General features: G+C 71.5%; 13 protein-coding genes. 10 read left to right on the top strand and 3 right to left on the bottom strand.

Annotated features, from left to right (window positions below):
- Complete coding sequence (locus R9Z33_RS15265) at window positions 1-942, bottom strand: ferritin-like domain-containing protein (RefSeq protein ID WP_404830686.1); 942 nt, start codon at window positions 940-942, stop codon at window positions 1-3.
- 248 nt (window positions 943-1,190) lie between these two features.
- Between R9Z33_RS15265 and R9Z33_RS15260 the strand changes: the two genes are divergently transcribed.
- On the top strand, window positions 1,191-1,703 hold the full coding sequence (locus tag R9Z33_RS15260) for an invasion associated locus B family protein (protein WP_318647436.1): 513 nt from the start codon (window positions 1,191-1,193) through the stop codon (window positions 1,701-1,703).
- Complete coding sequence (locus tag R9Z33_RS15255) at window positions 1,700-2,095, top strand: hypothetical protein (RefSeq protein WP_318647435.1); 396 nt, start codon at window positions 1,700-1,702, stop codon at window positions 2,093-2,095. The genes R9Z33_RS15260 and R9Z33_RS15255 overlap by 4 nt, the downstream gene beginning before the upstream one ends.
- A 21-nt stretch (window positions 2,096-2,116) precedes the next feature.
- On the opposite strand, the gene R9Z33_RS15250 is transcribed toward R9Z33_RS15255, so the two are convergent.
- On the bottom strand, window positions 2,117-2,998 hold the full coding sequence (locus tag R9Z33_RS15250; protein WP_318647434.1) for an outer membrane protein: 882 nt from the start codon (window positions 2,996-2,998) through the stop codon (window positions 2,117-2,119).
- 179 nt (window positions 2,999-3,177) lie between these two features.
- Here R9Z33_RS15250 and hpnH point away from each other — a divergent pair, with 179 nt between their 5' ends.
- From hpnH to R9Z33_RS15235, 3 genes are all read left to right on the top strand, one after another.
- Window positions 3,178-4,356 (top strand): adenosyl-hopene transferase HpnH, encoded by a 1,179-nt coding sequence (gene hpnH / locus R9Z33_RS15245; protein ID WP_318647433.1) that lies wholly within the window; start codon window positions 3,178-3,180, stop codon window positions 4,354-4,356.
- Between the two features lie 78 nt (window positions 4,357-4,434).
- A complete protein-coding gene (locus R9Z33_RS15240; RefSeq protein ID WP_318647432.1) occupies window positions 4,435-11,388 on the top strand; it encodes an autotransporter-associated beta strand repeat-containing protein in 6,954 nt (2,317 codons plus the stop codon).
- A 31-nt stretch (window positions 11,389-11,419) separates the two neighbouring features.
- Window positions 11,420-12,058, top strand: coding sequence for a phosphoribosyltransferase (locus R9Z33_RS15235; RefSeq protein ID WP_318647431.1), 639 nt, complete (start codon window positions 11,420-11,422; stop codon window positions 12,056-12,058).
- On the opposite strand, the gene R9Z33_RS15230 is transcribed toward R9Z33_RS15235, so the two are convergent.
- A complete protein-coding gene (locus tag R9Z33_RS15230) occupies window positions 12,059-12,190 on the bottom strand; it encodes a hypothetical protein (protein WP_318647430.1) in 132 nt (43 codons plus the stop codon).
- 225 nt (window positions 12,191-12,415) lie between these two features.
- On the opposite strand from R9Z33_RS15230, the gene R9Z33_RS15225 reads away from it, so the two are divergent.
- The 5 genes from R9Z33_RS15225 to R9Z33_RS15205 all read left to right on the top strand — a co-directional run bounded on the left by R9Z33_RS15225 (window position 12,416) and on the right by R9Z33_RS15205 (window position 17,869).
- Window positions 12,416-13,801: an aminotransferase gene (locus tag R9Z33_RS15225; protein ID WP_318647429.1), complete on the top strand. Its 1,386-nt coding sequence runs from the start codon at window positions 12,416-12,418 to the stop codon at window positions 13,799-13,801.
- Between the two features lie 53 nt (window positions 13,802-13,854).
- Window positions 13,855-15,555 carry a methyl-accepting chemotaxis protein gene (locus R9Z33_RS15220; RefSeq protein WP_318647428.1) on the top strand — a complete coding sequence of 567 codons (1,701 nt, stop codon included), beginning with the start codon at window positions 13,855-13,857 and terminating at the stop codon, window positions 15,553-15,555.
- Between the two features lie 104 nt (window positions 15,556-15,659).
- On the top strand, window positions 15,660-16,214 hold the full coding sequence (gene msrA, locus R9Z33_RS15215; protein ID WP_318647427.1) for a peptide-methionine (S)-S-oxide reductase MsrA: 555 nt from the start codon (window positions 15,660-15,662) through the stop codon (window positions 16,212-16,214).
- A 3-nt stretch (window positions 16,215-16,217) separates the two neighbouring features.
- Window positions 16,218-16,637, top strand: coding sequence for a peptide-methionine (R)-S-oxide reductase MsrB (gene msrB, locus R9Z33_RS15210; protein WP_318647426.1), 420 nt, complete (start codon window positions 16,218-16,220; stop codon window positions 16,635-16,637).
- A 104-nt stretch (window positions 16,638-16,741) separates the two neighbouring features.
- Window positions 16,742-17,869: a YncE family protein gene (locus tag R9Z33_RS15205; RefSeq protein ID WP_318647425.1), complete on the top strand. Its 1,128-nt coding sequence runs from the start codon at window positions 16,742-16,744 to the stop codon at window positions 17,867-17,869.

The raw sequence follows: 17,869 nt of genomic DNA, 5'->3' as shown, positions 1-17,869 counted from the left end.
TCAGGCCGGTTTGGGCGAGCGCATGAAGCGCCGGGCGAGCCGCACCAGGAAGGGCATGGTGGTCGGGCGCAGCAGCCGCTCGTCATAGCCCGCGAAGCGGCGGTCGTTCTCGGCGAGGCAGAGATCCATGATCTCGGCCATGGTGTACTCCTTCGCCGTCATCGCCTTGCCGCCGGTGACGGTGAAGTTGTTGTCCTGCTTCTGCTCCTTGCCCTCGCCATCCACGGTCTTGGCGAGGCCGATGCGCTCCCAGCCCAGGAAGACCCAGACGGCCCAGACCCGCATCTCGAACCAGGGGCGGCGCCAGACCGGCATGGTCGCGCGGTGCCAGGCCAGCCAATTGGCGAAGAGCAGGATGTGGCGGCACTCCTCCTGCATCACCGGCTCGAAGGTGTCGGTCAATTCCTCCGGGAAGAAGCCCGATTGGCGGGCCATCTCGAAGAGGCCGAAGGCGAAGAAGCTGTCCACGCATTCGCTGAAGCCGGTGACCATGTACGCCCATTCGGTGTCCTTGGGCTTCACGTATTCCGGCTCGGGCGCCAGCGGGATGCCATAGGCCTCGACCAGCTTGGAGAGCACCTCCTTGTGGCGGTTCTCCTCCCAGCCGTTGCGGGCGATGGTCTCGCGCAGTTCGGGGTCGGTCAGGGTCTCGGCATAGGCGGACATCCGCAGCCGCGCCTTGCCCTCGGTCTGCACCGCGATGTCCCAGATGGGCAGGGTGGTGATGCGGTGCAGCGCCTCGGCATCCAGCTTGGGCCAGTTGATGACGCTGGGTTTGTAGGGGTTGAAGGTCTCGGCGAACATCGCGCACATGGCGCGCTTGTGCTCGGGCGAACCGGGCTTCAGGCGGCCCTGGTGGGGGCTGCGCCAATGCCGCGCGCGCGAATCGGCCGCCGCCACGGTCCCGGCATCGGGCAGGCGGCCGGCGAGGTTGTCATCCAGGCTGCCGGCGAGGCGCGCTTCAAGCTCGTTCAGGCTGTGGCTGGTGGCGGCGTGGCTCACGGGGGAGGGGCTCCATCGGGGCGGGGCGCCGGCAGAATGGCCGGAAGACCTGATTATCCGCCAAGGGCCGGCAAGTCCACGCGCGCCGGCGTGCCGGGGCCATGCCTCTGGCGGAGGCATGACATTCCCGAAAGGACCACCATGCAAAGACCGCCTAGGCTGGGGGCGTCGTTGAGGAGGCACCTTCCATGAACCGTCCCTTCCGCGCCATCGGCGCGGTGCTCGCCCTCGCCTGCGTCACCGCGCAGGCACCCGCCACCGGCAACAGCGTGCTCCGCCAGGGCGAGACGCGCGCGGGCGACTGGATCATCGCCCGCTACGAGGATGCCGGGACGAACCGCCTCGTCCGCTGCGAGATGGAGCGCAGCTACCCCAATGGCAGCGTGCTGCGGGTCGAGGCCGCGCCGCGCCAGCCCATCGCCATCGGCTTCGTCACCAGCGGCGCCTCGCTCGACCGGCTCGGGCCGCGCTTCGAGCTGCGCTTCTGGGTGGATGACGAGAACGGCACCCAGGCCGCGACGGCGACGGCGCTGAACACGCGCTCGGCCCGCTTCGTCGAGCCCGATGCCGAGGCCGGCACGCTGGACAGCCTGGCCGCCGGCCAGGACCTCGCGATCATGGCGGGCGAGATGTCGCTCACCTATCCGCTGCGCGGCTCGGCTGCGGCGGTGCGCGCGCTCCAGGCCTGCCTGCGGCGATGAGCGGGCCCCGCCAGATCGCGGCCGCCCTGCTGCTGGGCGCGGCCGCCCTGCCATCCCTGGCCGCCGCACGCCCGGCCGATTGCCTCGTCCAGGTCGAGGGCCGCACGCTCATCAACGGCCCCTGCGACTTCACGGCCGAGGCGGGCGGGGATTTCACGCTCACGCTTGGCAGCCGCAAGGCCCAGGTGATGGTGGACCCCGGCGCCCGGATGGGCCGCGCCTTTTATGAGGACAGCGCCTCGGGCGAGCCGCCGGGTGTGGCCGATGCCCGGCGCGATGGCGCCTGCTGGGGCCGTGCGGCCGCCATCCGCGTCTGCGCCTGGCAGCCTGGCGAACGGCCGGCCGCCTATCGCAACCTGCCGCCGGCCAGCGGCTCCGCACCGCCGCGCTAGGCCGCCCCGGGCGGCTCTGCGTCAGAAGCGGCGGTTCAGCGTCAGTGTCGCCCCCTGGACGACCACGCCGCCCGAGGTGCTGAGGAACACGCTGCCCTGGGTCACGCCCCGGGGGTCCGCCGTGTTGATGAAGGGGCTGTTGTGCACGGCCGACTGCCGCTGCGTGGCCGAGGCCGTATAGGCGAAGTCCAGGAACCATTCGGGCGTCAGGAAGAAGGTGAATCCCGCGGTCAGCATCCCGCCCCAGACCCAGCCGGCGCTCGAGAAATTCTGCGGCGGGCCGGAGACATTGGTCGTCTGCCCATAGATGTCGGCGAAGCCGATCAGCCCGTTCACGTCGGTCTGGAGCCGCGTCAGCGTGGGCCCGCCGCCAAGATAGAGGAAGCCGCGATCCGTCGAGTAGCCGAGGAAGGGCGTGAGCGCGACCTGATGCTGCGCGCGCATCTGGTAGGAGCGGGCGACGCCGCTGCCGCTGAAGGGGATATAGACGCCATCGGTCCGGGTGAAGCCGCCGAATTGCGGCAGCAGCGCGTTGTTCGTCGTCGCGGAGGCGCCCAGGTAGCTGTAGGAGGCCTTGGCCCCCCAGAGCCAGCGGCTGTCGCGGAAGTTCTGGTAGTAGCCGAGCTGCACATTGGGTGCCGCCGCGACATCATTGCCGATCGGGTTGCGCGCCGGCCCGGCGGCCGACCCGCTGAGGACGCGCACGCCGTCCTGGAAGGCGTCCGAGACGCCGGCGAAATAGGTGTTCTGGATGTCGAATCGCGCGACGTTCACGCTGCCGCCCGCGCCGATATAGAGCCCGCTCGTCGGCGGCGCGGTCTGGGCGAGCGCCTCGCCGACCGGCCCGCCCGCCACCACCAAGGCCAGCGCCGCCGCGCCGGTCAACCGCTGCGTCACCTTCACGTGCAACCCCCCGCAAGACCTGCAACTCATGATTGTCGAGGCTGACAAGCAGGGAAAGGTTTATTTTTTGGATCCACCGATGCGCGGGCGGAAGGGGCGCCCGGGGCGGCGCTGCCTTCGCAGCGCCTCATTCCCCGTGCTAGAGGCTCGGGCTTGCAGCACTCCGGAGCGGATTCGGCATGGGTATTCCACTGGCGCAACAGGCCAAGGTCGCGGCCTATGTGGTCAAGCAGCAGCTGGCTGGCCGCAAGCGCTTTCCGCTCGTCCTCATGCTGGAGCCGCTGTTCCGTTGCAACCTGGCCTGCGCGGGCTGCGGCAAGATCGACTACCCGGACGAGATCCTGAACAAGCGCCTCTCGGTCGAGGATTGCCTCGGTGCCGCCGAGGAATGCGGCGCCCCCGTCGTCGCCATCGCGGGCGGCGAGCCGCTGCTGCACAAGGAGATGCCGCAGATCGTCGAGGGCCTTCTGGCCCAGGGGCGCATCGTCATCCTCTGCACCAATGCGCTGCTGCTGGAGAAGCGCATGGAGGCCTACAAGCCCCATCCGCGCTTCATCTGGGACATCCACCTCGATGGCGACAAGGCGCAGCATGACTGGGCCGTGAGCCAGGAAGGCGTCTATGAGCGCGCCGTCGCGGCGCTGAAGAAGGTGCGCGACGCCGGCTTCCGCACCGCCATCAACTGCACCCTCTTCAACAACGCCGACGCCGAGCGCACCGCGAAGTTCTTCGACGACGTGACGGCGATGGGCGTGGACAACATCATGCTCTCGCCCGGCTACGCCTATGAGCGCGCGCCGGACCAGAAGCACTTCCTGAACCGCCAGGCGACGAAGAACCTGTTCCGCGACGTGTTCCGGCACAATGACGGCAAGGGCAAGCCCAAGTGGCGCATGGGCAACAGCCCGCTCTTCCTCGATTTCCTGGCCGGCAACCAGACCTATCACTGCACGCCCTGGGGCAACCCGACGCGCAACATCTTCGGCTGGCAGCGCCCCTGCTACCTGCTGGGCGAGGGCTACGCCAAGAGCTTCACCGAGCTGATGGAAACCACCGACTGGGACAAGTACGGTGTGGGCAACTACGAGAAATGCGCCGACTGCATGGTGCATTCCGGCTTCGAGGCGACCGCCGCGCTGGACGCGATCAAGCGCCCCTGGAAGGCCGTCACCGCGCAGCTGCGCGGGCCCCGCACCGAGGGGCCGATGGCGCCGGAGATCGACCTCTCGCAGCAGCGCCCGGCAGAATACGTCTTCTCCGCCCATGTGCAGAAGGCGATGAACGAGATGGCGCATGAGGCCCCCCGCAAGGGCGCCAAGCATGGCGACACCGCCAAGCCGGTTGCAGCCGCGGAATAGGCTGACCCGGCACTGGCGGAGCGGTCACGCTTCTGGCTAGCGTGATCCTGGGTTTGTTCACCAGGATGGTCGCCGCCTTTGTCCTTGCCCCGCCTCATCTCCGCCCTGCTGGCGACCACGGCGCTGATCGGCCTGGATGCCCGGGCCCAGTCCCCGGGCGGGGCGGGCGGTGCCGGCATCGGCGGCGCGGGTGGCCCCGGCTTCAATTTCTCGGCCGGCGCCGCGGGCGGCGATGATGCCGCGCTCGGCGGTGGCGGCGGCGGCGCGGGCGACACGGGCGGCCCAGGCGGCGCGGGTGATGCCCCAGGCGGCGCGGGTGGCGGCGCGCCCGCTGCGGCCGGCAGCCCCGGCACGGACGGCACCCTGGCGGGCGGCGGCGGCGGCGGCGGCGCGCATGGCCTCGTGGATTCCATCCTGCCTGGCGGGCCGCTCACCGGTGGCACCGGCGGCGCGGGCGGCGGGGCCAGCGGTGCCGGCGGCGGTGGTGGCGGCGGCGGCGGTGGCACCGGCCTCGTCTTCATCGCCACCGGGAACGCCGGGACCCTGTTCGACAGCGTCACCGGTGGGGCGGGCGGCGCGGGCGGCGCGGCACCCCTGGGCCTGCCAGGTCAGGGCGGGCAGGGCGGGGCCGGCATCATCTTCACCGCGCCCGATGTCACCATCTCGGTCCAGGCCAATGTCTCCGGCGGCGCGGGCGGCGGCCCCTTCGCCGCGGGCGGCGCCGGCATCCGGGGCGAGGGCCTGTCCATCACCCTGGGCGCCACCCTCTCGGGCGGGTTGAGCGGCGATGGCGCCACGCGCGCCGCCGCGCTGGAACTGACGGGCGGGACGAACCTGCTCTCCATCGGCGCGGGCGGCATGGTGCAGGGCGGAATCGCGCTCGCGAATTTCGCCGCGCTGGAATTCGCCCAGGCAGGCGACGCGACGGTGCAGGGCGGCATCTCGGGCTTCGGCTCCATCAGCAAGACCGGCGCCGGCACGCTCACGCTGAACGGCGCGGGCAGTTTTTCCGCGGGCACCAGCCTGCTGGGCGGCACGCTGGTGCTGGGCGATGCGGCGGCGCTGGGCAGCGGGCCGATCATCATCGGGGATGCCACGCTGCGCGGTGCGGTGGATGCGACACTCGCGCAGGACCTTCGCGTCACGGGCGGCGCGAACGCCACCCTCGCCGCCGCCACCGGCACGACGCTGAGCTTGACCGGCGGGCTGACGACGCTCGCCGGCGCCACGCTGACGCTGGGGGCGAGCGGGGCCGCGGGCGGCATCGTCGCGGGCTTCTCCAGCGTGGACCCGACGGATCTGGCGACGACGCGCCTCGTCATCGCCGCCGGCCGCGTCACCTCTGGCGGCTTCGCCTTCAACGACCTCACGTCCAATGCCGCCAGCACCACCATCCAGGCCGGCGCCACGCTCGACCTCGATGGCCGGCTCAGCACCATCGGCCATCTCCAGGGTGCCGGCACGCTGACCAACACGGACCTTATCCGCATCCGCCAAGGCGATTTCTCGGGCAGCATCACGGGCACGGGCGGCAACCTGGAGAAGACCGGCAGCGGCACGCTGATCCTGAGCGGCGCCAACAGCTACACCGGGACCACCGAGATCAGCGGCGGCACGCTGCGGATCGGCGCGGGCGGCACCAGCGGCACGCTGGGCGCGGGGGCGGTCATCAATGACGGCGCGCTGGTCTTCGACCGCAGCGACGCGATCGCCGTCGCCAACGGTATTTCGGGCAGCGGCACGCTGGCGCAGGTGGGCAGCGGCGTGCTGACGCTCTCGGCCGCCAACAGCTACCTGGGCGGCACCAGCGTCACCGCGGGCACGCTCGCGCTCGGCGCCATCGGCGCCATCGGCAGCGGCGCCGTCACGCTCGCGGGCGGCGGGCTTCGTGCGAATGTGACGGGCACGCTCGGCAACACGATCAGCATCACCGACAACGCGACCGGCCGCCTCGCCGCCGCGACGGGCGAGACGCTGACGCTGACGGGCGCGCTTTCGCTCAGGCCCGGCAGCACGTTGACCATCGGCTCGGCCACCGAGACAGGACGGGTGGTGGCGGGCTTTTCCTCGGTGGATGTCTTCTCGCCGGCCACCATCGCGCTGCAGGTCGCGGGCGGCACGCTGGCCGCGGGCAATCTCGGGCTGAACCAGCTCACCCTGCTCGCCGGCAGCGTCACCATCGCGGCCGGCGCCACGCTGGATTACGGCGCGCTGACCGGCACCATCGGCAATCTGCAAGGTGCGGGCACGCTGACCGGCAGCGCCACCACGCAGATCTCCGCCGGCAATTTCTCCGGCGCCATCGCGGGGACGGGCGGCTTCGAGAAGCTGGGGGCGGGCACGCTGACCCTCACGGGGGCCAGCACCTATGCCGGCACGACGACGATCACCGCGGGGACGCTGCGCCTCGAGGGCGGGGGCCGCCTGAGCGGTGGCGGCATCACCAACAACGCGGCCCTGGTCTTCGCCAGCGCCGACAACATCACCCTCGCCAATGCCATCTCCGGCACGGGGACGCTGACCCAGGCGGGCACGGGCCGCCTGACGCTGACGGGTGCGAACACCCATGCCGGGCTGACCACCATCCATGCGGGCGGCACGATCCAGGTGGGCGATGGCGGCACCTCGGGGCAGGTCGGCGGTGGCGCGGTCGTGAACAATGGCGCGCTGGTGGTGAACCGGGGCGATGCGGTGACGGTCGCCAACGCCATCTCGGGCAGCGGCACGCTGACGCAGGCGGGTGCGGGCACGCTGACGCTGACGGGTGCGAACAGCTATTCCGGCCTGACCACGATCAACAGCGCCACCACGCTGCGCGTCGAGGGAGCGGGCATGCTGGGCACGGGCGGGGTCGCCAATGCGGGCGCGCTGATCTTCGCGCGCGCGGGCGACGTGACGCTGGCCGGCGCGCTGACGGGGGCCGGCAGCCTGACCCAGGCGGGCAGCGGGACGCTGACCATCGCGGGGGCGGCGAGCCACACCGGCGGCACGAGCATCCAGGCCGGCGGCACGCTGCGCGTCACGGGCAGCCTGGCTGGCGATGTCGCCAATGCGGGCACGCTCAGCTTCGCCCGCGCCGATGCCCTGACCTATGCGGGCGTGGTCTCGGGCACGGGCATGCTCGCCCAGGCGGGCACGGGCGTGCTGACGCTGACCGGCGCCAACACCCACACCGGGGGCACGACCACCAGCGCCGGCACGCTGCGGATCGGCGATGGCGGCACCACGGGCTCCCTCACGGGGAATATCACGAACAACGCCGCGCTGGTCTTCAACCGCAGCGATGCCGTGACCTTCGGCGGCGTGATCGCCGGCTCTGGCAGCCTGACGCAGGCGGGCGCGGGCACGCTGACGCTGACCGGCGCCAACACGCATGCGGGCGGCACCACGGTGGCGAACGGAACGCTCTCGGTGAGCGGCGCGGGCACGCTCTCCAGCGGGTCGAACGTCACCATCGCGCCGGGGGCGACGCTGATCTACGAGACCGGCACCGATGGCGGCAACAACGCGCATGTGGTGCAGGGCGGCTCGGATACGGCGATCAATGCCGGCCGGCTCTATTTCCGCGGCACGGCGAGCGCCGGCAGCGGCGCCTATAGCAACGCCGCCAGCACCGGCTTTTCCCTCGGCAGCATGATCATCTTCGAGGGCAACAGCACGGCAGGCACCGCCACCATCACCAATGCGGCGCTGGCCGTCGACAGCTCGCCGATATCGCGGCTGGTTTTCCAGGACCAGGCCGGCATGGGCGCCGCCACCATCATCAGCCAGGGCGGCGCACGGAGCCGCTCGGGAACCGGCAACACGGTGGAGCTGTACGGCGATGCCACCGCGGGCACGGCCCGCATCAACCTGGGCGGCTCCAGCAGTTTCGGGCCCGGCTCGCAGATGGCGCTCTACGGCAATGCGACCGCGGCCAATGCCACCATCCGGGTGGAGGCCGCCGATCCCGCCGCGCGGCCCGCCGCCATCGCGGGCGGCGGCTGGCTCCTCTTCCGTGACGACAGCACGGCCGGCACGGCGCAAATCACCGCCCTGGGCGGCGTGAACGGCCGGGCGGGCGGGCTGGTGCAGTTCCAGGGCAACCAGGACGCAGCGCAGGCCAGCCTGCGCCTGGAAGGCAATGCGACGCTCGACCTCCGGGCCTTCCAGGGTTCCTCCTTCCGCCTCGGCACCCTCTCGGGCGATGGCGAGCTGTGGCTCGGCGGCAAGACGCTGCGCCTGGGCGGCAACAACGCCGACCAAGCCTTCGGCGGCGTGCTCGGCGCCGATGGCGCGGGCGGCACGCTGGCCAAGGAAGGCTCCGCGACGCTGACCCTGACCGGCGCGAGCCGCCTCGGCGCGGTGCAGGTCGCGCAAGGCACGCTGCGCCTCAGCGAGGGCGGTTCGCTCGGCAGCGCGCCCATCGCCATCGCGGCCGGGGCGGGGCTGGAGATGGCCCGCGCCGACAGCCTGACGCTGCCACAGGTGATCTCCGGCGCCGGCGCGCTGCGGCAGATCGGCACCGGCACCACCATCCTCACCGGCGCCAACACCTATTCGGGCGGCACCACCATCAGCGCGGGCAGGCTGGAAATCGGCCCGGGCGGTTCGCTCGGCGCCGGCGCCGTCGTGAACGACGCCACGCTCGCCATCAACCGCGCCGATGCCGTCACCATCGCCAATCCCATCTCGGGCCGCGGTGTGCTGCGCCAGATGGGCATGGGCACGACGACGCTGACCGGCGCCAACAGCTACACCGGCGGCACCGTCATCTCCGCCGGCACGCTCTCCGTGGCGTCGGACGAGAATCTCGGCACGCCGGCCCGTGGCCTCATCACCCTGGCCGGCGGCACGCTCGCCACCACCACCACCTTCACGCTGACCCGGCCCATGGCACTGGAGGGCACGGGCGGCACCCTTGCCGTGGCCGCGGGCACGGCGCTGACCTTGCACACGATAGCCGAGGTCAGCGGGCCGGGTGGGCTGACGCTGACCGGCGGGGGCCAGCTGCTCGTCACCGGCGCGCTCAACCATGACGGGCCGACGCGGGTGATGGAAGGGAGCCTCATCCTCCGGGGCGGCGCGCTGACGGGCTCGGGACCGCTCTTCGTCGCGGCGGGCGCCACGGTGGACACCCGCTTCACCTTCGCGCGCGGCATTGTCATCGCCTCGCTGGCGGGGGAGGGCCTGGTGCTGCTCGGCGACGCCACGCTCGGCATCAGCCAGGGCGGCACGCGCTTCGGCGGCACGCTGGCCGATGGCAATGAGTTTGTCCGCGGCACGCTCTCCGTGTTCGGCGGCACCACCACCCTCGACGGCACCTCGCGGATCAGCGGCCGGACGGTGATCCAGGGCGGCACGCTGATCGTGAACGGCACGATCGAGGGCGGGAGCGGGATCGTGATCAGCCGGGGTGGGAGCCTCGTCGTGAATGGGACGGTGCGCGGCCCCTCCGGCGTCACGCTCGATGGCGGCGCGCTGGTGGTGAATGGCAGCATCCGCGAGACCAGCGTTGTCATCAATGGCGGGACTCTGAGCGGCACCGGGAGCCTGCCCGGCGTCACCATCGCGAGCGGCGGCACCATGGCGCCGGGCAATTCGATCGGCACGATCAACCTGGCGAGCCTGGCGCTGGCGACGGGCGCCACCACGGCGATCGAGGTGCAGGGCAGCCTGGCGGACCGGATCAACGTGGCCGGCAACGCCACGCTGGGCGGCACGCTGCGGCTGCTGCCGCTGGGCGGGCCCTACACCTTCAACACGCCCTACATCCTGATCCAGGCGGCGAGTGTCACCGGCAACTTCACGACCGTCACCACCGCCGGCACCTTCGGCGCGGGGGTCGAGGCGAATGTGACCGTGACGCCCACGCAGGTGCTGCTCGGCCTCACCCCGGCGGCGCTGACCGGCCCGGGCGGCATCCCGAACTTCACCACCTTCAACCAGCGCTCGGCGGCAGGCGCGCTGGACGCGGCGAGCCGCGCGGGCGGCAACCTCAATCCCTTCTTCAACGTGTACAACCAGCCGGCCAGCACCATCGGTCTCGCGGTGAACCAGCTCTCGGGCGAGGTCGCGACCAGCACGGGCGCCATGGGCTTCGCCGCGGGCGAGCAGTTCCTCGCCACGCTGCTCGACCCGATGGGCCTGGGGCGCGAGAGCATGATGGGCGGCCGCCTCACCCCCGGGGATGCCGCCCAACGCAAGCGCCACGCCGTTTGGGGCACGGCGACCGGCGGCTACAACCGCACGGGCGGCGACAGCGCCGATGGCGCGGCCAGCCGCACCGCGCGCACGGCAGGCTTCGCCCTCGGTTTCGACCATCTGGTCGGGGCGCGGAGCATCGCGGGTGTCGCCATCGCGGTGGGCGAGGGCACGGCGTCGCTCGCGGCCGGGCAGGGGAGTGCCACGGCCAATTTCGGGCAGATCGGCGCCTATGGCGCCACGCGCCTCGGCAGCGTCACGCTTTCGGGCGCGGGCGCCTTCACCGTCATGGATGTGGACACCAAGCGCACGCTCTACTTCCTGAACAGCGATCCGCAGCGCGCGGGCTTCGGGGCACAGGTCTACTCGCTGCGCGCCGAGGCGCGGCAGGATGGCGTGGCACTGGCCGGCGGCGTCCGGCTGCAGCCCCTCGCGGCGCTGCAATGGCAGCAGGTGAACAACCAGGGCTACACCGAGGCGAGCCCGCTCACCGGCAGGACCCATGGGGTGGCGGTGGGCGGGCAGAGCCAGGCCTCGCTGCGGAGCGAACTGGGCGCGCAGGTGAACGGCGTGGTCGCGCTCGGCGCCGTGCCGGTGCAGGGGTATCTGCGCGCCTCCTGGGCCCATTACCTGACGCGCGATGCGGCGATGGCGGTGGGCTTCGCTTCGCTCCCCGATGCCGGCTTCACGGTGCGCGGCGCGCGGCCGGATGCGAATGCGGCGCTGCTCTCGGGCGGGCTTGAGGTGCCGATCGCGGCGGGCCTCACCCTGGGCGCGCGGGTGGACAGCGAATTCTCGGCGAATGTCACCCAGGTCGCGGGTACGGCCAGGCTGCGCCTCGCCTTTTGACGCGGTGCCTTGTGCGTGGAAGGACTCCGGCGTGAGCGATCCCTGGCAGCATTTCGACCCGATGCCCGATCCCGGCCCGCCCTTCGGCGCGCGCTATCCGGCCCGCATGCCCGATGGCCGCGTGCTGCACCTGCCCATCCGCCCCATCGGCGTCGCCGGCCTGATCGCCACCCAGGCGAGCTTCCCCGTGGTGCACGCGCTGGTGGGATGGATGGCCGAGGCCGCGCGCCCCCTGGGCGCCGAGATGGTGCTGGGCCTGCCCACCCTCGGCCATGTCTTCGCGCCGCTGCTGGCGGAGCGCCTGGGCCACCGCAACTGGGTGGCCGCCGGCTATTCGCGCAAGCTCTGGTATGAGGAGCGGCTGAGCGTGCCCATGCGCTCCATCACCACCACCGCCGAGCGCCGCCTCTGGCTCGACCCGCGCATGCTGCCGCGCCTTGCGGGGCGGCGCGTGCTGCTGGTGGATGACGTGGTCTCCAGCGGGTCCTCCGCCCGTGCGGGCCTCGCCCTCCTGGCGGCGGCGGGCCTGCGGCCGGTCGGGCTTTGCGTGGCGATGATCCAGACCCGCGCCTGGGCGGCGGACTGGCCGGCCGACATCCCCGTGGTCAGCGTCTGCGAGACGCCGAGGCTGCGCCAGGAGGCGGACGGCTGGTGGCCCGCGCCCGGCTGATCAGAGCAGCGACGAGTAGAGCGGCGCCAGGGCCAGCAGGGCCAGCGCGATCATGATGCCATAGGCGATGATGCTGCCCCAGTTGGGGCCGGGTCGCTTGCCGCGCTCGGGCGGCCTGGGGGCTTGGGCCATGAGACATCCTGTCTGGCAGATGAAACGCTGGAAGCGCCGGCCGGCACGCGCCGCCCACCGCCTCCTTTCCTGTCTTACGCAATTACCATGCCGCAATTACCATGGCGCGATGACCATGCCGCAGAGTCATGTATCTGGGAATACAACAGATTCAGGGCCTGCAATGGGCCATTTCCACCGCGCCCGAACCGGGTAAGCTTCTCCCCTGCCTCCAGGAGAGCCAAGATGCGCCCGAATTCCCTGCACGCCGCCGACATCGCGCATTTCGTGCACCAGCAGACCGACCTCGCCGACCATCACGAGCACGGCGCCGTGCTGATGGCGCGCGGCGATGGCGTGCATGTCTTCGACACCGAAGGCCGCGAATACATCGAGGCGATGGCCGGCCTCTGGTGCGCCTCCCTCGGCTTCTCCGAGAAGCGGCTGGCCGATGCCGCCTACAAGCAGCTTCTCGCGCTGCCCTATTACCATACCTTCTTCCAGAAGGGGCATGAGCCCGCCGTCCGCCTGGCCGAGAAGCTGATCGAGCTGGCTCCGGCTGGCCTCACCCACGTGCTGTTCCAGTGCTCGGGCAGCGAGGCCAATGACGCGGCGATCAAGCTGATCTGGTACTACAACAACCAGCGCGGCAAGCCGCAGAAGAAGAAGCTGATCGGCCGCATCCGCGGCTATCACGGCAACACCGTCGCCACCGCCTCGCTCTCCGGCCAGCCGCACATGCAGGCGGATTTCGACCTGCCCCTCGGCGACCGCTTCCTGCATGTCTCGAACCCCAACTACTACCGCTTCCACCAGCCGGGCGAGACGGAGCTGCAGTTCTCCGCCCGCATGGCGGCCGAGCTGGAGGCGCTGATCGAGCGCGAGGGCGCCGAGACCATCGCCGCCTTCTTCGCCGAGCCGGTGCAGGGCGGCGGCGGCGCCATCACGCCGCCGCAAGGCTATTTCCAGGCCATCCAGCCCATCCTGAAGAAGCACGACATCCTCTTCGTGGCCGATGAGGTGATCTGCGGCTTCGGCCGCACCGGCAACATGTGGGGCTGCGAGACCTACGGCATCACGCCCGACATCCTGACCTGCGCGAAGCAGCTGACGGCCGCCTACCAGCCGCTCTCGGCCACGCTCATTTCCGCACCGATCCACGAGGCGCTGATCCAGGGCTCGAAGAAGCATGGCAGCTTCGGCCATGGCTTCACCTATGGCGGCCATCCCGTGGCCTGCGCCGTGGGCCTCGAGACGCTCGCCATCTACGCCGAGCGCGACATGGTGGGCCATGTGCAGCGCGTCGCTCCCGCCTTCCTGAATGGGCTGGCTGCCTTCCGCGGCCATCCGCTGGTGGGCGATGTGCGCGGCGTCGGCCTCATCGCCGGCGTCGAGCTGATGGCCGACAAGGCGACGCGCACGCCCTTCGACCCCGCGCGCAAGATCGGCATCCTCGTGCAGCAGAAATGCCATGAGGCGGGCCTCGTCGTGCGCGCCATCGGCGACCGCATCGCCTTCACGCCGCCGCTCATCATCACCGAGGCCGAGATCGCGCTGATGTGCCGCCGCTTCGGCCAGGGGCTGGACGCCGCCTGGATGGCGATGCGCGAGGAGGCGTCGGTCCCCGCCTGAATTCATCGCGGGCATTCACCGGCCGGTAACGCCTGACCGGTGAATGTCGCTGGATGAAGAACGTCCTCCAGCGCCTCGCCGCACTCAGCCTTGCCACCCGCATCGCGGGCGTGGGGCTTCTCGCCATCGCCCTGGCCGTGCTCGGCCTGCAGGCCTGGTCCTTCCAGCGCTTCCACGCGGCGGAGACGGCGCGGCTGGAGCAGCGGCTGGAGCGCGACCTCCAGCTGCTGGAGGCCGTGACGGCCCGGCTCTCGGGCGGCGCGCCCTGGCGCCTGACCGAGACGGGGCAGCTCGCCCGCGGCGATCTCATGCTGGATGGCGCCAATGCCATCGTGGACATGGTCTCCCGCGCGGGCGGCGGCGTCGCCACCATCTTCAAGGGGGATGAGCGGGTCGCGACCAGCGTGGTGCGGCCCGACGGCACGCGCGCCACCGGCACGCGCCTCGCCGCCGGGCCGGCCTATACCGCCGCGATCACCGAGGGGCGGACCTACCGGGGCGAGAATGTGATCCTCGGCACCAACCACCTCACCATCTACCAGCCGATCCGCGATGCCTCGGGCCGGCAGCTGGGCCTGCTCTTCGCCGGCCAGTCGCTGGCCGCGCTCGCCGCGACCGAGGCCACGCTGATCCGTGACGGGCTGGCGGCGGGGCTGGTCGCGCTGCTGGTGGTGGGCCTGGCCGGCTGGTGGATGATCCGCCGCCTGCTGCGCCCGATGGGCGAGCTCGGCGCCAGCGTGGGCCGCGTCACCGCGGGCGAACTCGATACCGCCGTGCCGCACCTCGCCCGCCGCGACGAGATCGGCGCCATGGCGCAGGCGATCGAGACGCTCCGCCTTTCGCGCCTCGAGACCCGCACCGCGCGCGAGGAGGCCGAGGCCGAGCGCGGGCGCACCGAACTCATGCGGCGTGAGGCGGCGCTCGCCAATGCCGCCGCCCTGGAGGCCGCGCTGGCCGAGGCCTCGGCCAAGCTGAACGAGCGCGCCTCCCTCACGCTCGCCGCCGCCAGCCGCCTCTCCGATCTCGCCGAGCGCGCGACGGGCGAGGCGCGCAAGCTCGGCCACGGCTCGGAGGAGGCGACGGCCAATGTCCAGGCGGTGGCCGCGGCGGCCGAGGAACTGGCCGGCTCCATCGCCGAGATCACCCGGCAGGTGACCGACGCCTCCGGCATCGCCGACCGCGCGCTGACCCAGGCGCAGCAGACCGATGCGACGGTGCGCGGCCTGTCCACCGCCGCCCAGCGCATCGGCGAGGTGGTGCGCCTGATCGAGACCATCGCCGCGCAGACCAACCTGCTCGCCCTCAACGCCACGATCGAGGCGGCGCGGGCCGGGGAGGCGGGCAAGGGCTTTGCCGTGGTGGCGGGCGAGGTGAAGAGCCTCGCCCTGCAGACCGGCAAGGCGACGGAGGAGATCGCGAGCCAGATCGGCGCCATCCAGACGACGACGGAGGGCGCGGCCCAGGCCATCGCCGGCATCGGCCAGACCATCCAGGAGCTGCACGCGATCTCGGCCGCCATCGCCGATGGCATGGCCCAGCAGGGCGAGGCGACGCGCGAGATCGCGCGCGGCGTGGCGCAGGCGGCCGCCGCGACCGACATCGTCTCGGGCGGCGCCCATGCGCTGAGCGGCGAGGTGGCCGAGACGGACGCCGCCGCCCGCGAATTGCGTGGCCTGGCCGGCGAGCTGGACGCCTCGGGCCGCTTCCTGCGCGAGGAGGTCTCGGCGCTGGCCGCCCGGCAGCGCCAGGGCTGAGTTCGTAACCTCCGCGGGCATCCCGGCGAACCCCGCAACACCCCGCATCTTCTGGAAGCGGGAGTCCCGCCCTATGTGTGGCGTGGAACAGGGAGGACCGGGTGATGGAACATGCGACCAGGGAATATGCGACCTTGGGCGGGGGCTGCTTCTGGTGCCTCGACGCCGCCTACCGGGATGTGGCGGGCGTCACGGAGGTCGTCAGCGGCTATGCCGGCGGCCATGTGGTGAACCCGACCTATGAGCAGGTCTGCGGCAAGAAGACCGGCCATGCCGAGGTGGTGCGGATCGGCTTCGACCCCGCCATCGTCACCTATGCCGACCTGCTGCGGATGTTCTTCACCCTGCACGACCCGACCACGAAGGACCGCCAGGGCGCCGATGTCGGCCCGCAATACCGCTCCATCATCCTGGCCGAGACGCCCGAGCAGATGGCCGTCGCGCGTGCCGTCATGGCCGAGGTGACGGCGGCCGGCATCTGGGGCGCGCCGCTGGTGACCGAGCTGGAGCCCGCCGGCGCCTTCTACGCGGCCGAGCCCGAGCACCAGAACTACTTCGCGCTCAACCCCTGGTCCGGCTATTGCCGCGCCGTGATCGCGCCAAAGGTGAGCAAGTTCCGCAAGACCTTCGCGGCACGTCTCAGCCGGGTGGGGGCCTGAGCCATGTTCTTCGGCAAGAAGACCCAGACCACCGATTTCCCGATCCAGCGCAGCGAGGCGGAGTGGCGCGCCGCCCTCTCGCCCGCCGCCTACAAGGTGCTGCGCGAGCATGGCACGGAGCGGGCCGGCACCTCGCCGCTCAACGCCGAGAAGCGGGCCGGCGTCTATCACTGCGCGGGCTGCGACACGCCGCTGTTCGACGCCGAGGCCAAGTTCGAGAGCGGCACGGGCTGGCCCTCCTTCACCAGCCCGATCGCGGGCAATGTCGGCGAGAGCGAGGACAACAGCTTCTTCATGCGCCGCACGGAGGTGCATTGCGCCGCCTGTGGTGGCCATCTCGGCCATGTCTTCCCGGACGGGCCGGAGCCCACCGGGCTGCGCTACTGCATGAATGGTGTTTCGCTGCATTTCAAACCGGAGTAATTCTTGCACGATCGCGCTATCGTCTTGAAATCTTCAGATTTCATGGGCTAAATGAGACTGTAACCTCCAGGCTCGAAAGCCCCGCTGCCATGTGGCGCGCCGTATTGCTGCTTCTCCTGACCGCCACGCTCAGTGCCCCGCCGGCCGCGCGCGCCGATACGGTCTTCGTGATCAACTCCGCCGATGCGTCCATGTCGGTGCTGGATGCCACGACGCGGACCGAGACGCGCCGCATCCCGCTGCTGCGCGAGGCGCATCACCTGGTCGTCAGCCCCGACGGGCGCGACCTGGTGGTGGGCGACAGCGGCGGGAACGAGCTCTTCTTCCTCGATCCGCAGACCGGCGAGATCCGCCGGCGGGAGCGGATCAGCAACCCCTATCACCTCGAATACAGCCCGGATGGGCGCTACCTCGTCATCGCCTCGCTGCGGCGGGATCAGATCGACATCTATGACGCGGCCACGCTCTCGCTGATCCATCGCTTCCGCCAGCCGGACAAGCCGAGCCACATCGCCTTCAGCCCCGACAGCCGCTTCGTCTACGTCACGCTGCAGGGCACGGGGCAGGTGGCGGCGGTGGACATGGCGACGCGCGCGACCCTCTGGATCCAGGATGTGGGGCCGGAGCCGGCCGGCATCATCTGGCATCGCGGGCGCCTCCTGATCGGGCTGATGGGCCGCACCGATTTCGTCTCGCTCGACCCCGAGACGCGCGAGGTGCGCCCCGCCTTCACCGTCGGCCGTGGCGCGCACAATGTCTTCCCCTCGCCGGATGGCCGTTTCCTCTACGCCACCTCCCGCGTGGACAGCCGGATCGCCGAGGTGGATGCGGCGACGCTGGAAGTCCGCCGCGTCTTCGAGGTGCCGGGCGGGCCGGACTGCATCGCCTTTGATTCCGATGGCCGCATCTATGCCACGCTGCGCTGGATCGGCCGCGTCCTGGTGCTTGACCCCGCGACGGGCGAGCAGGCGCAGATCCGCGTGGGACGCAGCCCGCATGGCATCTTCGTGATGCCGCGCCGCCCCGGCCTCGGCGCCGATTTCGCCTTCGCCGCACCGGGGGCGGTCAGCGGCAGCCGGCCCATGCCTCAGCCCGTGGTGGGCGGCGGCACCATCACCCGCGCCGCACCGCCGCCCATCGCGGGGGCCGCGCCGCTGCCGGGGGGCGAGATGGCGGTGCGCGTCAATGCGGGCCATCCGGCCAGCTACCCGGCTCGGCCCTCGCTGCGCTGA

Source organism: Sediminicoccus rosea, from assembly GCF_033547095.1.
Taxonomy (GTDB): Bacteria; Pseudomonadota; Alphaproteobacteria; order Acetobacterales; family Acetobacteraceae; genus Roseococcus; species Roseococcus rosea.
The sequence above is the reverse complement of the archived record's forward strand: the minus strand, read 5'-3'. Positions and strand labels throughout refer to the sequence as shown.

Excerpts from the sequence above, each read along its gene's own strand:
- msrA (WP_318647427.1), top strand. The coding sequence starts at position 15,660 with ATGGAACATGCGACCAGGGAATATGCGACCTTGGGCGGGGGCTGCTTC.
- R9Z33_RS15260 (WP_318647436.1), top strand. The coding sequence starts at position 1,191 with ATGAACCGTCCCTTCCGCGCCATCGGCGCGGTGCTCGCCCTCGCCTGC.
- msrB (WP_318647426.1), top strand. The coding sequence starts at position 16,218 with ATGTTCTTCGGCAAGAAGACCCAGACCACCGATTTCCCGATCCAGCGC.
- R9Z33_RS15255 (WP_318647435.1), top strand. The coding sequence starts at position 1,700 with ATGAGCGGGCCCCGCCAGATCGCGGCCGCCCTGCTGCTGGGCGCGGCC.
- R9Z33_RS15230 (WP_318647430.1), bottom strand. The coding sequence starts at position 12,190 with ATGGCCCAAGCCCCCAGGCCGCCCGAGCGCGGCAAGCGACCCGGCCCC.
- R9Z33_RS15225 (WP_318647429.1), top strand. The coding sequence starts at position 12,416 with ATGCGCCCGAATTCCCTGCACGCCGCCGACATCGCGCATTTCGTGCAC.
- hpnH (WP_318647433.1), top strand. The coding sequence starts at position 3,178 with ATGGGTATTCCACTGGCGCAACAGGCCAAGGTCGCGGCCTATGTGGTC.
- R9Z33_RS15220 (WP_318647428.1), top strand. The coding sequence starts at position 13,855 with ATGAAGAACGTCCTCCAGCGCCTCGCCGCACTCAGCCTTGCCACCCGC.